This window comes from Pelagovum sp. HNIBRBA483, from assembly GCF_040931995.1.
Classification (GTDB): domain Bacteria; phylum Pseudomonadota; class Alphaproteobacteria; order Rhodobacterales; family Rhodobacteraceae; genus JAEPMR01.
In genome coordinates this window covers 276,684-292,038 of record NZ_CP162412.1, presented here as the reverse complement: position 1 = coordinate 292,038, position 15,355 = coordinate 276,684, and the positions used below count along the sequence as shown (strand labels likewise).

10 protein-coding genes and 1 tRNA gene are annotated in these 15,355 nt (G+C 58.7%); 4 read left to right on the top strand and 7 right to left on the bottom strand.

The annotated features are described in order from the left end of the window. Positions 1-3 precede the first annotated feature (3 nt). The gene (locus AB1E42_RS01475) at positions 4-1,275 is read right to left on the bottom strand and encodes an aminotransferase class V-fold PLP-dependent enzyme (protein WP_368345234.1); all 1,272 of its coding nucleotides are present in this window, start codon (positions 1,273-1,275) and stop codon (positions 4-6) included. Between the two features lie 139 nt (positions 1,276-1,414). Further along, positions 1,415-1,490 (bottom strand) — tRNA-Arg (locus AB1E42_RS01470). Positions 1,491-1,608: 118 nt separating this feature from the next. On the opposite strand from AB1E42_RS01470, the gene AB1E42_RS01465 reads away from it, so the two are divergent. Continuing rightward, complete coding sequence (locus AB1E42_RS01465) at positions 1,609-2,634, top strand: LacI family DNA-binding transcriptional regulator (protein WP_368345233.1); 1,026 nt, start codon at positions 1,609-1,611, stop codon at positions 2,632-2,634. Between the two features lie 87 nt (positions 2,635-2,721). On the opposite strand, the gene AB1E42_RS01460 is transcribed toward AB1E42_RS01465, so the two are convergent. Then, positions 2,722-4,329 (bottom strand): ABC transporter substrate-binding protein, encoded by a 1,608-nt coding sequence (locus AB1E42_RS01460; RefSeq protein WP_368345232.1) that lies wholly within the window; start codon positions 4,327-4,329, stop codon positions 2,722-2,724. A gap of 257 nt (positions 4,330-4,586) precedes the next feature. Here AB1E42_RS01460 and AB1E42_RS01455 point away from each other — a divergent pair, with 257 nt between their 5' ends. The 3 genes from AB1E42_RS01455 to AB1E42_RS01445 are packed head-to-tail and all read left to right on the top strand — an operon-like array spanning position 4,587 to position 8,093. Continuing rightward, positions 4,587-5,567, top strand: coding sequence for an ABC transporter permease (locus tag AB1E42_RS01455; protein ID WP_368345231.1), 981 nt, complete (start codon positions 4,587-4,589; stop codon positions 5,565-5,567). Continuing rightward, entirely contained in the window at positions 5,564-6,484 is a 921-nt protein-coding gene (locus AB1E42_RS01450) for an ABC transporter permease (RefSeq protein WP_368345230.1), read from the top strand. The genes AB1E42_RS01455 and AB1E42_RS01450 overlap by 4 nt, the downstream gene beginning before the upstream one ends. Continuing rightward, positions 6,474-8,093: an ABC transporter ATP-binding protein gene (locus AB1E42_RS01445; protein ID WP_368345229.1), complete on the top strand. Its 1,620-nt coding sequence runs from the start codon at positions 6,474-6,476 to the stop codon at positions 8,091-8,093. Before AB1E42_RS01450 ends, AB1E42_RS01445 begins: the two co-directional genes overlap by 11 nt. Positions 8,094-8,184: 91 nt before the next feature. On the opposite strand, the gene AB1E42_RS01440 is transcribed toward AB1E42_RS01445, so the two are convergent. From AB1E42_RS01440 to gyrB, 4 genes are all read right to left on the bottom strand, one after another. After that, the gene (locus AB1E42_RS01440) at positions 8,185-9,897 is read right to left on the bottom strand and encodes a Hint domain-containing protein (RefSeq protein WP_368345228.1); all 1,713 of its coding nucleotides are present in this window, start codon (positions 9,895-9,897) and stop codon (positions 8,185-8,187) included. A 93-nt stretch (positions 9,898-9,990) separates the two neighbouring features. Next, entirely contained in the window at positions 9,991-10,764 is a 774-nt protein-coding gene (locus AB1E42_RS01435) for a helix-turn-helix domain-containing protein (protein ID WP_368345227.1), read from the bottom strand. A gap of 92 nt (positions 10,765-10,856) precedes the next feature. Next, entirely contained in the window at positions 10,857-12,746 is a 1,890-nt protein-coding gene (locus AB1E42_RS01430) for a methyl-accepting chemotaxis protein (protein WP_368345226.1), read from the bottom strand. A 156-nt stretch (positions 12,747-12,902) separates the two neighbouring features. After that, on the bottom strand, positions 12,903-15,320 hold the full coding sequence (gene gyrB, locus AB1E42_RS01425; protein ID WP_368345225.1) for a DNA topoisomerase (ATP-hydrolyzing) subunit B: 2,418 nt from the start codon (positions 15,318-15,320) through the stop codon (positions 12,903-12,905). Positions 15,321-15,355 lie beyond the last annotated feature (35 nt).

Sequence of the window (15,355 nt, the reverse complement as noted above, 5' to 3'; positions counted from 1 at the left end):
AAGCTAGCGCACGGCTTCGGTGATTTCGCGCATGGCTTGGAGGAATTTAGCGACCTCCGCTTCGCTGTTATAATGGCACATCGACACGCGAACGGCGGCGCTCATCCCCAAGGGCGCAAGGATATTGGCGGAGTAGTGATCCGCCTTGCGCGTATGGGTGCGAATGCCCCGTTTGCGTAGCTCGGTCACGACATCCGGCGCATCCATCCCTGCGACCGCGATCGTGACCAGCCCTTCGCGGCGGGGGTTATCCACACCGCCGACAATCGTGACCTCCGGCATATCTGCCAGACCTTTGTTATTGCCGGTGCCGTGGATCATTGCATGGGTGAGCGCCGCTTCATGTGCATGGATGGCCTCCCCTGCGGCGACGATCCTTTCGCGCCGGTCGGTGGCAGCGGACACTGCGCCGCCGAGCCAGTCGAAGTAATCAACAACATCAGAGAAGGTCGCGTAGGAGCCGGTATCGCGGGTGCCAAATTCCCACGGATTGCCGGGCGCGTCGATCAGATGCTCATGCTTGAGGGCATTGAGCCTGTCTGACACCCAAGCGAGGCCATAGCCGTGCCGCGAAAACACCTTGTAGGGCGAGACGACATAGCCATCGACATCGTAGCTGGCGATATCAAGCCGCCCATGCGCCGCGTGTTGGATGCCATCAACGATGATGATGCACTCCGCCGCAACCTTGCGGATTTCGGCGGCGATGGCGGCCACATCGACCCCCATGCCGGAGACGGGCGATGTGTGCAGGATCGTGGCGACGCGGGTATCGGGTGTGATCGCGGCGGCATAATGCTGCGGCTCGACGGTGCCGGTTGCATCATCATGCGCCACGAGAACGTGGGATTTACCCGCGACCTCGGACCAATGGCGGGCGGCGCTGCGGGTTGCGGGGTGTTCGAGCGTGCTGCCGAGTACCTGCCCGCCCTCGGTGCCAAGGCAGGCGCTGCGGATCAGGCGAAAGAGCAGTTCGGTGCCGCTTTCACCCACGAAGAACCTGCCCTCAGGCGCATTGAAAAAGACCGCCATATCGGCTTTTGCCTTTTCGATGATCGCTACAAGTGCATGGGCGGCAGGGTTATCGCGGCCCTGATTGTCGGGAATGGCAGCAAATTTCGCTGAGGTTTCGACAACCGAATTCAGGGTCAGAGCGCCGCCTGCATTTTCGAAAAAGACGCGCTCGCCTTCGAACGGGCAGGTATCGACATGTGCGAAACGGCTGCGAATTTGCGCGAGCAGGTCGGCATCAATGGAATGGGGATGGTGTGTCATGTGTGCGGCATTTTCCAAGTCGCGGCCAAGGGGCGGCCAATGTTCTCATGCATCCAATTAGGACGGCGCACGGTCAAGAACAAGCCGCGGAAATTTCTGAGAGGCTGGATGGGCAGAGCGTCCAGTGGAGCGGAATAAATGGCGGCCTCGATAGGATTCGAACCTATGACCTACCGCTTAGGAGGCGGTTGCTCTATCCCCTGAGCTACGAAGCCGCTTCTGGCTGAATGCCGTGTTACGCGCTTGAGGTCAATGTTTAGGCGCATGAGGCTTGGACAAGCCGTGCTACAAACGCTAACAAATGAGAAAGGACTGGATGAGGAACCCTTTTCAGTGACGAATAACAATAAACGCCCACTCACCTTGCGGGATGTATCGGAAGCCTCCGGCGTTAGTGAAATGACCGTCAGCCGCGTTTTGCGGAATAAGGGCGATGTGAGCGAGGCGACGCGGCAAAAAGTTCAGGAAGCAGCCAAGAAGCTTGGCTATGTGCCAAACAAGATCGCAGGCGCTTTGGCATCACAGCGGGTCAATCTTGTTGCTGTTATCATCCCGTCACTGGGGAATATGGTGTTCCCCGAGGTGCTTTCTGGGATCAGCGACGTGCTCGCGGATACGCCGCTTCAGCCGGTCGTGGGTGTCACTGATTACCTGCCCGAGCGGGAAGAGAAAGTGCTCTTCGAGATGCTGTCATGGCGGCCATCGGGTGTCATCATTGCTGGGCTTGAGCATTCGGAAGCGTCGCGGGCGATGCTGGCGCGGGCTGGTATCCCTGTGGTGGAGATCATGGATATCGACGGGCAGCCGATCGATTCTTGCGTGGGCATTTCGCACCGGCGCGCGGGGCGTATCATGGCCGAGGAGATCATCGCGGCGGGCTATCGCAAGATCGGATTCATGGGCACCAAGATGCCGCTGGATCACCGCGCGCGTAAGCGTTTTGAAGGATTCACCCAGACCCTCGCCAAGGCCGGTATCGAGATCGTCGATCAGGAGTTCTACTCCGGTGGTTCGGCACTGGCGAAGGGGCGCGAAATGACAGAGGCGATGCTGAAACGCTCGCCTGATCTGGATTTCCTCTACTATTCTAACGACATGATCGGCGCGGGTGGATTGCTGCATCTGTTGGAAAAGGGTGTCGATATTCCGAGTGAGATCGGGCTTGCAGGCTTCAACGGTGTGGAATTGCTTGATGGCTTGCCGCGCAGACTGGCGACGATGGATGCCTGCCGGCGCGAGATTGGAGAAGCCGCGGCGCGGATCATTTCGGAGCAGAATGCCGAAGGCGCGGAGCAGAAGCCGCAGCTGATCGAAATTTCGCCCAAGCTGAATGCCGGGGACACGCTGCGCCGCTCGTAAGGGCGCTACGCCGATCCCAAATCAACTGAGCCAAAACGAAAACACCCGGCGGAAACCGCCGGGTGCTGCATTTTTATGGGGTCGAACTTACGAGAACCACCAGCGCTCATGCGCCTTGAGGCCGTCGAGATCCCAGTTCGCGGCAACGTTCTCGCCATGGGTCAGACCATTGCCAAGGCCCATGATGTAGTTGGCGAACATCGCGACGATGGCGCCGCCGTCATCATTGATGAGGCGCTGGCATTCGGCGTAGATCGTGGCACGCTTGGTGTCGTCCAGTTCGGAGCGGCCATCTTTGACCAGCGCGTTGAACTGGTTGGCAGCTTCAGTGTTGCGCCAAGCGGTGTCGTTCCACTCGGTGTCTTCGACATAAGCCGATGCGAACATCCAGTCTTCGGTCGGACGGCCACCCCAGTAGCAGGCGCTCCAGCCCTTCTTGTTCCAGACGTTGGACCAGTAACCATCGGAAGGCTCACGAACCACTTCAACGTCGATCCCTGCTTCGGCAGCAGAGGCGGCGATGAGCTGAGCGGCGTCGACCGCGCCTGCAAATGCCGCGTCCGAAGAGGACAGCTGGATCGGACCGCTATGGCCGGACTTCTTGTAGTGATGCGCGGCCAGTTCCGGATCGAACTCGCGCTGCGGCAGGTCGCTTGCATGGAAGCGGTTTGCCGTCGAGATCGGGTGGTCGTTACCAACAGCACCGTGCCCGAGGAGGATCTTGTCCACCAGTTCCTGACGCTTGAGCGACAGCTTCAGAGCCATGCGCAGATCGTAGTTATCGAACGGCGCGGTATCGAGGCGCATCGGGAAGGTGTAGTGCAGTGTGCCGGTGGTTTCGAGGATATTGAGGTTCGGGGCACGGGCCAGCAGGTTCACCGTTTTGGGGTCGATCCGGCTGATGGTGTCGACATCGCCGCTCATCAGAGCGTTCTGGCGAGCGGTTACGTCGATGATCGAGATCAACTCAAGCTCGTCAAAATGGGCTGCGCCCTCTTTGAAGTAGTTCGGGTTGCGCGTGCTGCGCAGTCGTACGCCCGGATCGAACTCGGACATGACATAGCCGCCGGTACCGATGCCGGAGTTCGGGTCGACCTCGCCATTCTCGGCCGGCAGGATCAGCAGGTGGTAATCCGACACAATGAACGGGAAGTCGGCGTTCGGGGAATCGAGGTCGATGATAACCTGATAGTCGCCCTCTTTGCGAATTCCGGTGATTGCGGAAAGCAGACCCTTGGCCGCAGAGGTCGAGTCCTCGCCCATATGATACGCGTAGGTCGCCAAGACATCGTCAGCGGTTAGCGTCTTGCCGTTGTGGAATTCAACACCACGGCGGAGGTTGAAGGCCCAAGTTGCGCCGCCATTGGACGGCTCGTAGCTTTCGGCCAATTCAGGAATGAGGCTGCCATCAGCGGCAATCTCGGTGAGCGTGTTACCATAGGTGTAGCCCACCATGGTCATCATGCCGTTTTCGAAAGTCGCTGGATCGAGGCTGTCTGTCGTTGAGCCGTAGGCCATGCCAGCACGGAAAAGACCGCCGGACTTCGGCGTCTGGGCCATTGCCATATCTGCCATAGACATTGCGGCGGGCAGAGTGACGCCAGCGGCAAGAGACGACATGATGAACGAACGCCGGTCGATCTGGCCGGTGGTCAGTTGGGACGCTTTGTTCTTGAGGTAGATATCTTTTTTCACTTTTTTCTCCCTGTTTGCTCCCTCGTCTCGACCGCAGTCAGAGAGGGATCCCCTAGATACCAACCGATTCCGCGCGTCAGGTCCAGCATTTTGCTCAAATTCGACGTGGGAAATGTCGCTCATCCATAATTGGCGGGTGCGCGAGGTGACGGCAAAAAGGTTTACAACCACGCATCGGTTCTGTCTTATGACGGGACACCCGCCGCCAAAAAGAAGGCGGAAGCAGATAAAAACAGGGGAAGACAGGGGGAAGAAGCTTGCATCCAGTGCTCGCGACTGTGCTGAAGCGCCTAGGTTTGGGCCTTCTGACGCTATTTATCGTATCCGCCATTATTTTTAGTGCTGTCTCGCTTTTGCCCGGTGATTTCGGGGAAGCTGTGCTTGGACAGGCAGCAACCGAGGAAACTGTGGCGGCCTTCCGCAGGGAGCTTGGGCTCGATACACCTGCGCCGATCCGATACGTCGAGTGGGTCGCGGGTGTTCTTCAAGGCGATCTGGGAACATCCTTCTCGGGGCGCAATTCATCCGGCGTGGACCGTTCGCGGCCTGTGATCGACCTGATTGCGCCGCGCCTGTCGAATACGTTGTTCCTCGCCGCTGTCACCGCGGTGATCGCTGTGCCGCTGGCGCTGTTCCTTGGTGTGACGGCCGCGCTCTACCGAAATTCCGCCTATGACCGGACGGTGAACGCGGCGACGCTGACGACGATTTCCACGCCGGAGTTCTTTGTTGCTTATATCCTGATCCTGCTGCTCGCCTCGCTCTGGCCGGTGTTTCCGTCGCTGGCGAATGTGGATGCCAGCACACCGTTCATGGAGCGGCTGTTCCGCATCGCCCTGCCCGCCATGACGCTAACGCTGGTCATCGTCGCGCATATGATGCGGATGACGCGGGCGGCGATTATCAACCTGCTGGCCAGCCCGTATATCGAAATGGCGCGGCTCAAGGGCGCGTCGCAGCGCGAGGTCATCATCAAGCACGCACTGCCGAATGCATGGGCGCCGATCGCCACCGTGATCGCCTTCAACCTCGCCTATCTGGTGGTCGGCGTTGTCGTGGTTGAGGTTGTCTTTGTCTATCCCGGGGTCGGGCAATTGATGGTTGATAGCGTGACCTCGCGGGATATCCCCGTGGTGCAGGGCTGCGCGCTGATCTTTGCCGCGACCTACATCCTTTTGAACCTGATCGCCGATATCATTGGCATCGTTACCAACCCGAGATTGTTGCACCCGAGATGAGCGAAACACCCGAAACATACTCGGCCGCCGCGGAAGTCGGTGCCGTTCGCAAGCGCCGGACCCGTTCGGAACGGATCTGGCTTGTATTGAAGAAAGCGCCCGTGACGGCTTGGTTCGGCATGATCGTCGTGACCTTCTACATCATCGTCGCGCTCTTTGCGCCGGTATTGGCCCCCTATGGCGAAGCGGACAGCTCTTTTGCGGCATATCTTCCTTGGGGTGATGGGCATGTTTTCGGCACCGATCAGATCGGGCGGGATATCCTCTCGCGCCTGATCTACGGCGCACGAAATACGATGGGCATTGCGCTTGTTACCACCTTTCTCGCCTTCTTGATTGGAGGCGGGCTGGGCTTGGTCGCCGCAATAAACCGGAGCTGGCTTGACCAGATCCTGAGCCGTGCAGTGGATGTTTTGATGGCGATCCCAAGCCTCATTTTCGCGCTGATGTTGCTCTCGATTTTTGGTTCGACCGTCACCAGCCTGATCCTGATCATCGCGGTACTGGACTCGACCCGCGTGTTCCGCCTGACGCGGTCGGTCGCGGTTGGCGTTGTGGTGATGGACTATGTCGAAGCGGCGCGCTTGCGCGGCGAAGGGCTGGGCTGGGTGATGCGCCGCGAAATCCTGCCGAACATCATGCCGCCCTTGGTGGCGGAGTTTGGTTTACGCTTCTGCTTCGTATTCCTGACGATCTCGGCGCTCTCTTTCCTTGGCGTTGGCATTCAACCGCCGACCGCAGACTGGGGCTCGATGGTGCGGGAGAACGCCTCACTGATCCAATTCGCAGCCTATGACCTGAAGGCAGGGCTGACGCCACTGCTGCCGGCGGCTGCAATCGCGCTTCTGACAGTTGCGGTGAACTTCATTGTCGACTGGTTCCTGCATCAGACAAGTGGACTTCGTGATGAGCACTAATAATAAGGGCGATATCCTCCTTGAGATGAAAGACATCCGGATTGACGGATTCTCTGACGAGCGCTGGCATCACATCATCAAAGGCGTTGATCTGACGCTGCGCCGTGGCGAGGTGATGGGGCTGATCGGGGAATCCGGCGCGGGGAAATCGACGCTGGGCAAGGCCGCGATGGGCTATGCGCAACCGGGCTGCAAGATCACGGGTGGCTCGATCATGTTTGACGGGATCGACCTGCGGACGCTGCCTGAAAGGAAGAAACGCCATCTGTGGGGCACGCGCATCGCTTATGTCGCGCAATCGGCAGCGGCATCGTTCAACCCTGCGCACAGGCTGATTGACCAAACGGTGGAAAGTGCCACGCGCGAAGGCATCCGCCCTGATCGCGAGAGCCGACAGGATGCGATAGACCTTTATCGTGCGTTACAGTTGCCGAACCCCGAAGCCATTGGCGAGCGGTATCCGCACCAAGTATCGGGCGGTCAGTTGCAGCGGGTGATGACCGCGATGGCGATGTCGCCGCGGCCTGATCTGATCATTTTTGACGAGCCGACGACGGCGCTCGACGTGACCACGCAGGTCGAAGTGCTCGCTGCGATGCGCAAGATCGTCGAGGAGTTCAACACGGCGGCGATTTACATCACCCACGACCTTGCTGTCGTGGCGCAGATGGCGGATTTCATCAAGGTTCTCCGCTATGGTGACGAGGTTGAGGAAGCCGAAACCCGCAAGATGTTGACCGATCCGCAAGAGGCCTACACCAAATCGCTTTGGTCCGTGCGCTCGCTAGAGAAGCCCGAAGAAAAGAGTGACGATATTGCGCTTGAAATTGAGCGCGTCGATGCTGCTTACGGGACCGTGAAGGTGCTTCACAATGTGTCGATCAAAGTGCCGCGCGGTAAGACGGTGGCTGTGGTTGGCGAGTCCGGCTCTGGCAAGTCGACAACGGCGCGGGTGATCACAGGGCTGCTGCCGCAGTCCAATGGCGAAGTACGGTTCAATGGCAAAGCCCTACCGCCCAAGCTTCAGGATCGCTCGAAGGACCAGTTACAAAAGATCCAGATGATCTACCAAATGGCCGATACCGCGATGAACCCGCGGCAAACGGTAGAGGAAATCATCGGGCGGCCGCTCGATTTTTATCTCGGGCTAAAGGGCCGCGCGCGGGAGAAGCGCGTCATTGAGCTGCTGAATATGATTGAGCTGGATGAGAGCTTTCTTGATCGTTTGCCCTCGGAGCTTTCGGGTGGTCAGAAGCAGCGTGTGTGTATCGCGCGGGCATTGGCGGCCGAGCCTGAGGTGATCATTTGTGACGAAGTTACCTCTGCGCTCGATCAGATCGTGCAAGAAGGTATTTTGAAGCTACTGATGCGGCTGCAGCAGGAGTTTGGGATTACCTATCTCTTTATTACCCATGATATTGCGACCGTGCAGGCGATTTCGGACGAGATCGTGGTGATGTTCCAAGGGAAAGTTGTGGAACAGGGGCTGAAGAGCGAGATCCTCGCTCCGCCCTATCCGGACTATACGCAGCTCTTGCTGTCCTCGGTTCCGGAGATGGACCCTGATTGGCTGACCAATCTGCTCAACGTGCGGGATGGCGTCAGTTGATCTGACCTGCCGAAAACACGGGTGTTGGCAAAAGAAAAGGCCGGGCTGATCAGCCCGGCCTTTCTGATCCGACATGCCCCACCGCTTCGGATCAGACCTCCTCAACAAGTGTGAGGATGTCAGGATTCTCGGCAAGGATCTTGGCTTCGCTCACCTTGAGCGACTCGCGTACCGAGCCGCCGTAGCTTTCGAGACGCTCGCGCAGTTCGGGGAAGAGTTCGAAAATCTCTTCGCGGGTTTCTTCGGCGAAGGCACCCATGCCGACCTGACCGGGATGGAAGCTCTCGGACGGGATGCCTTCGGCGTAGATCAGCTCGTGGGTGTCGAACATCATGTGGAAATATTCGACGCTGCCGCCTTCAAGCTGGAACACGGTTTCATCGTTGATCAGTGCCTTGGCGGGCACCAGAGCCTCGCGCTTGCCGAAGAGCAGTTCGACATGCCAGCCCTTGACCAGCATCCTGTGCTGCGGCGAGACGCGCAGATCGCGGCTGTTGCCCATTGCTCCCTTGCGGATCACAACCGGGGCGAATTTGCCCTGCGCGGCGACGCTCGTTGAACCGATCCAACGGATCGGGCGGAAGCCGCGATCGACGGTGATTACCTCATCGCCGGGGCGGAGGTCTTCGATCGCGATTTCGCCCTTGCGGGTAGAGATCCGCGTACCGCGTGCAAAGCAGACGATGTTGAAGTTGATCGTTTCGAAGTTAGAGAAGGTGATATCACCAACGCGGCCGTCCTCATCACCGGCGGTGATGGAATAGGAGCCATTCGGCCCATAAGCGGGCAATTGACCATCCGGCGAGGTGCCATTGAGGATGTTCGACAGAAGGTAATCGGTGCCCGGACCAAACGAAACCGCCGCGCCGCCATAGACCGGCGTGAAAGTACCAGAAGAGTTATCGTCCAGCCCTTCGATATCGGTGGCGATATCCTCTTGCTGAACGGCAGTTGTCAGCGTGATTTCATCGGCCTCCGCTGCGGCCTCGTCCGCGACGAAATTCTCGACACTGGAGACAGTATCGGTGGTGCCTGTCGAGGCCTTCTCAACCGTGCCGTCGCCATCGTTGTTGACGGTGACATTGATCGTCTCGTCAGTGACGCTGCCGCCTTGCGAGGTATAGGTATCGCGGCCATCACCACCGTCTATGGTATCGGTGCCCTTGCTGGAGATGATCGTGTCATCGCCCGTGCCGCCGCTGATATTGTCGTCATAGGTGCCGGTATCTTTGTGGTCATCACCGTAATGGCCATAGCCATAACCCTGACCGTGGCTTTCGTGGCCTTGGCCGGTCTGGTTCTGGTGACGATCACCGTCATGGCTGCCGTCATCATAGGCGCCGCCGTCACCGTCGATGACATCATTGCCTGCGCCGCCATAGATGGTGTCATCCCCCTGACCGCCAAAAATGGTATCGTCGCCTGCGCCGCCATTGATCGTATCATTAAAGCTGGTGGCAGCGGTTTCGCCGTCATGACCGTCGCCTTCGTGGCCGTAGCCGTAGCCTTCGCCGTGGCTCTCATGGCCTTGGCCGGTCTGGTTGCGGTGGCCATCGCCGCCATCGGTGCCGTGACTATCGGTGCCTGCGCCGCCATCGCCGTAGATGACATCGTCACCGTCGCCGCCAGAGATGAAATCATCCCCTGCATAGCCATAGATCACATCGTTATCGCCATCCGCGCCGTCAATGCTGTCACCGTCGGCATCGGTGTAAACGACGGTCATGGTATCGTTTTGGTTTGTCCCATCAACGATGCCGTCCTTTTCAGGTGTGGCGGGCGGGTTTGAGTTTGAACTGGTCACGGTGCTTTCCCCCAAATGTGGCAAGACTATGACTAGCAGCCTCCAATCATGCAGCGAAGCTCGCTATTTCGTATTTTGAAATGTTGCGCATCTTTATCCCAGATTGGGGAACAGTTCAGGCGCTTTTTGATGCATTTCGGCGATCAGCGAGACAAAGAAGCGCGAATCGCGGGCGCCGCCGGAGCCTGGACGGAGGCGAATCGCGAGGGCGGAGCCGTCCTCTGGGTGCAGCGGGACGCAGAGTGCGCGCTCCACGTCATCCCAAAGATATTTGTCACTGCCAGCCTTGCGCACCCGCTGGACGAAACCCGCGCGCAGGGTCCGCATATCCTCGTTCTCGCTGGAAGCAGCAGCGATGTGGCGCACGGCTTCCTCGGGCGGAATGGCGCTGAGCAAAACAGCGGCGAGGTCGATCTCCATGAAGCCCTGATAGTCGATACCGCCGGCATCAGGGTCCGATGTTTCGGCAATCGCGATCTCACCGCTGCCGGACAGAACCGCCAGATCGACATGAATGCGCTTGCCTTGGATGACGCCGCGCACTGTCTCCACTGCCCGCTCGATATCCGCCGATGCAGCGCGGGCAGATCGAAAGGACGCAAGCGCGCTATTTGTCAGGATGATCTGGCGATGACCAAGCTGGTAACGGGCAAATCCGGCCGCGATCAGCGCGGCGACGGCACGATGGACACCTGAACGGTCAAGGCCTGTCCTCTGCATCAGATCCTGAGCGGTATAGGGGCCGCCGGAGCCGAGCGCCTTTAGCACGGTAAGCATCCGCGCAGCGGCACCGCGGGGCTGAAAAGCCTGCTCGTTGTCGGCGTTCTTCGGCACTAATGATCCTTTGATCACGTCTTGGTCGGCCATGTAACTATCGGCCAGAGCGCCACCCACACGCAAGATGCGAAAAGGGCCACGCAGATGCGCGGCCCTCTTTGATCTTCCCCTCTGATCGAGGCTTATTCGGCAGCGAGCCTCAGACTGACCTCTTCCCTAGCGGTTTGGCCGTCGGATGTGAGTTCCTGCATGGCTTCATCCAGCGCAGCGGTGTTGCGGCTCACCGAGTTGATGGCACTGCTTTGCTCGGTTGTGCTGACGGAGATGGACGCAATCATCTCAGAAATCTCAGCGACTTCCTTCGAGATTTCATTCAAGACGGCGCCGCTTTCATCAACCGTGCGCGTGCCTTCCTCGACATGTTCAGCGCTTTGCGCGATCAGTTCTGCAATGTCGCTGGCAGCTTTTGCCGAGCGGCCTGCAAGCGCCTGTACCTCACCAGCGACGATGGCGAAGCCACGGCCCGCCTCACCAGCGCGCGCAGCCTCCACACGGGCGTTGAGGGCGAGAAGGTTGGTCTGGAAGGAAATCTCGTCAATCAGGGTGGTGATCGAAGAAATCTCGTCGGACGACACTTTGATGCGATTCATGGCGTCAACGGCGGAGTTCGCCACTTCGTTGCCGTCGCGGGCTTTGGCAAGAATAGCGGTTGCCTTACCGCTGGCATCTTCGGTGCTCTTCGCGTTGTCACGAACAGAGGTTGCAAGCTCTTCAATCGCTTCGGCTGCCTGCTCCAGCTCAACTGCGATCTTCTCTGACTGCTGACGCATTTGCGTTTCGCGGGCAGCTTTTGCTTCCATCTCTTCGGCTTCACGCTCACGCATTTCTGCATCACGCGCGTTGCTTTCGATGATGCTTCTACGGAACTCGTCCAATGCACCAATTAGGCGACCGATCTCGTTTTTGCTCTGTGGCGGGAGCGCGACATCCAAGTTGCCCTGAGACATTTCGGCTGCGCCATTGATCACAGTGACCATCTGACGACGGAGAGCAAACGCGAGCCACAGACCCACAATGACAGCACCGCCAAGTGCAACGAGGCAAATGGCAATCGTCTGCCACATCGCAAGTTGAGCATTCGCTTTCAACTCGGACATCATGGCGCCCAAGTCTTCTACGAGGCGGTTTTCCATGTCCTTCAGGAGGTTGATCCGCGCAGTCTGTGCATTGAAGAAGTCCTGCCCGTTGATGCCGCCGAGTTCGGGGTTGTTCGCGCCGGCGGAAAGCGCCGCATCGCGCATACGAGCGACGTCCTTTGCTGGACCTGACTGGGTGAAGGCCTCGAATGCCTGAGCCTGATCAGCAGTAGCGCCGGCGAGGAAGTTCGCGAAGTACACATCCTGGCGCACGATCAGATCAGAGAAACGCGAGAACACGGCAGGGGCGAATTGGCCCGCAGCGAAGCCTGAGGAGCCGACGGCCCGCTCAATACCGGCGCGTTCCTTACCCTGAAGGAACTGACCAACTGAGAGGCTCTGCTGGGTCAGGATCGAGACACTGCTGTTCTCAGCGATATAGCCATACACTTCGAGCATGAGGCCATTGAGCGCCGTGTAGTAGTTGATCGCTTCAGAGGCAGAAATGGATAGCCCGTCGATCTGGCGCCTTACCTCGGGCATCCGGCTCAACTCGCGCTCGATATTGGCAAGTATCTGAGTGAGTTCTGTACCGTATTCTGTGGTATCAAACGCGCGAACATCGGCCAGTGCCTTAGCGGCGAGCGGATCCGTGGTAGCACGCTGAGCACGCAATTCGTTGACGAAGCTCTCACCATTCGTATTGATGAAAACAGCGGTCGCGCCACGCTCTTTCTGCTGTTCGTGAACAGACTCAGACATGGCCTTGCCGAGTTCGACTAGTGCGGCGTTACGGTTGATCTCGCCAACGGTGCCGAGGCGGTCCAGCACGATAACTGCCCCCAAACCAATAGCGACAATAATCGGCAATATTAATACTGCGATCATTGATTGAACCAGCGACAGACGGCTCAAGAATGATGTTCTTTCGGACATAAGTCCCTCCAAATCACAAAACGAGATCCACATGAGGAATGTGCTCTTGGAATGGGAAACGGTTGTCCGGGTGCAAATGTTATTGAAAATAAGAAAGAATCATTAAAACCCGACATTACTGCCAGGTTCCAAACAACCAAAAGGATTGGTCGGGCCTCAGAAGTCGAGGTTTTCGACGCTGAGGGCGTTTTTCTGGATGAACTCGCGGCGCGGTTCCACGACATCGCCCATCAGTTTGGTGAAGAGATCGTCTGCCTCGGCCACATCGTCGATCTTCACCTGCAAGAGCGTGCGGGCCTCGGGATCGAGTGTGGTTTCCCAAAGCTGACCGGGGTTCATTTCACCCAGACCTTTATAACGCTGGAGCGTCAGGCCGCGTTCGCCCTCTTCGAGGATCGCTTGCAGAAGGTCGAGCGGGCCGTAGATCATCTGATGCCGGTCTTTGCGGTGCAATTGGGCCGGTGTTTCGTAGATCTCTTGCAGGCTCTTGGTAAAGCTGCCGGTTTTGCGGGCCTCGCCGGAGCGGAGCATCGGGCCGTCGAGTGTGCGGACCTCTTCAACACCGCGCAGGATACGGGCGAGGCGAATGCCGTGGTCTTGGGTGATCCGGCCCTGCCAACCGCGCTCGTACTCCAGCGCGATCAGGTCGAGGCGTTTGGCGACCTTGTCGGCCACGCCTTGCAGGTCGGCATCCACCGCGCCCGGCACGAAGCCACCCGCGATGGCGGCTTGTTCGAGGATGTGGCGGGGATAATGGGTCGGGAAGGCATCCAGAACGCGGCGCAGCTGGCGCGCCTCATCGACCACGCGGCGCAGATCGGCACCGCCTATCTCGGAACCGTCGCCAAGCCGCAGAATAGCGCCTTCGGTTCCCTGCTCAATCAGGTATTCGTCCAGTGCCGCCTGATCTTTCAGGTAAACCTCGGAGCGGCCCCGCCCAACCTTAAACAGTGGCGGCTGCGCGATATAGAGATAGCCACCCTCGATCAGCTCCGGCATCTGGCGGAAGAAGAAGGTCAGCAGCAGGGTGCGGATGTGTGCGCCATCCACGTCTGCGTCGGTCATGATGACGATCTTATGGTAGCGCAGCTTTTCGATGTTGAACTCGTCACGGCCGATGCCTGTACCCAGCGCCATGACGAGGTTGCCGATCTCCTGACTGGAGAGCATCCGGTCGAAGCGCGCGCGCTCAACGTTGAGGATCTTACCACGCAGGGGCAAAACAGCCTGCGTCCGGCGATCGCGGCCCGTTTGGGCGGAACCACCGGCGGAGTCACCCTCGACGAGGAAAACCTCGGTCTTTGACGGGTCCTTCTCAGAGCAGTCCTTCAGCTTACCTGCAAGGAAGTTCACATCCATCGCGGTTTTACGACGGGTCAGTTCCCGGGCTTTACGGGCGGCTTCACGGGCCATTGCGGCCTCGATGATCTTACCGACGATCTGCTTGGCCTCATTCGGGTTCTCTTCGAACCATTCAGAGAGCTTCTCGCCGACGAGGTTCTCAACTGCGGGGCGCACTTCGGAGCTGACCAGTTTGTCCTTCGTCTGAGAGGAGAACTTCGGATCAGGTACTTTTACCGACAAAACGCAGGTCAGGCCTTCGCGGGCATCGTCGCCGGTGAAGTTGATCTTCTCTCGCTTCGCGATGCCGGTGTCTTGGGCATATTTGGTGATGGTGCGGGTCAGAGCGGCGCGGAAACCGGCCATATGGGTGCCGCCGTCACGCTGCGGAATGTTGTTGGTGAAGGGCAGCACATTTTCGTGGAAGCTGTCATTCCACCACATTGCGACCTCGACGCCGATGTCGTCCCGTTCACCGTTCATATGGATCGGCTCGGACATGATCGAGGATTTCGAGCGATCCAGATATTTGACGAACTCGCGCACCCCGCCATCGTAATACAGCTCGGAGCGCAGCGCCTCGGCGGGGCGCTCATCTTCGAGGATGATCCGCACACCAGAATTGAGGAAGGCCAGCTCCCGCAGGCGCTTTTCGAGTGTTTCGAACACATAGTCGAGATTGGAGAAGGTGCCCGTCGACGCAAGGAAGCGGACCTCGGTGCCAGTCTCGCCACCCGCGTCACCGACGACGCGCAAATGCTCGGTCGTGTCACCGTGTTCGAACTTGGCGTAATGCTCTTTGCCGTTGCGCCAGACGCGCAGCTCAAGCCAGTTGGACAGCGCATTCACCACGGACACACCGACGCCGTGCAGACCGCCGGACACCTTGTAGGAATTGCTGTCGAACTTACCGCCAGCGTGCAGTTGGGTCATGATGACCTCTGCAGCGGAGACGCCCTCTTCCTTGTGCATTTCGACGGGAATCCCGCGCCCGTTATCACGGACGGAAACCGAGGAATCCGCATGGATTTTGACATGGACATAGTCGGCATGACCGGCCAGCGCCTCGTCAATGCCGTTATCCACGACTTCGTAGACCATGTGATGCAGACCGGAGCCGTCATCGGTATCACCGATGTACATACCCGGGCGCTTGCGAACGGCTTCTAAGCCCTTGAGAACTTTGATTGAATCTGCGCCATAATCTTGCGGCTGCGGGGCCGGTTCAGACATCTGGATTACCCTTTATGGTTTGTGTGTCTTTATAG

Excerpts from the sequence above, each read along its gene's own strand:
- AB1E42_RS01430 (WP_368345226.1), bottom strand. The coding sequence starts at position 12,746 with ATGTCCGAAAGAACATCATTCTTGAGCCGTCTGTCGCTGGTTCAATCA.
- AB1E42_RS01445 (WP_368345229.1), top strand. The coding sequence starts at position 6,474 with ATGAGCACTAATAATAAGGGCGATATCCTCCTTGAGATGAAAGACATC.
- gyrB (WP_368345225.1), bottom strand. The coding sequence starts at position 15,320 with ATGTCTGAACCGGCCCCGCAGCCGCAAGATTATGGCGCAGATTCAATC.
- AB1E42_RS01450 (WP_368345230.1), top strand. The coding sequence starts at position 5,564 with ATGAGCGAAACACCCGAAACATACTCGGCCGCCGCGGAAGTCGGTGCC.
- AB1E42_RS01475 (WP_368345234.1), bottom strand. The coding sequence starts at position 1,275 with ATGACACACCATCCCCATTCCATTGATGCCGACCTGCTCGCGCAAATT.
- AB1E42_RS01435 (WP_368345227.1), bottom strand. The coding sequence starts at position 10,764 with ATGGCCGACCAAGACGTGATCAAAGGATCATTAGTGCCGAAGAACGCC.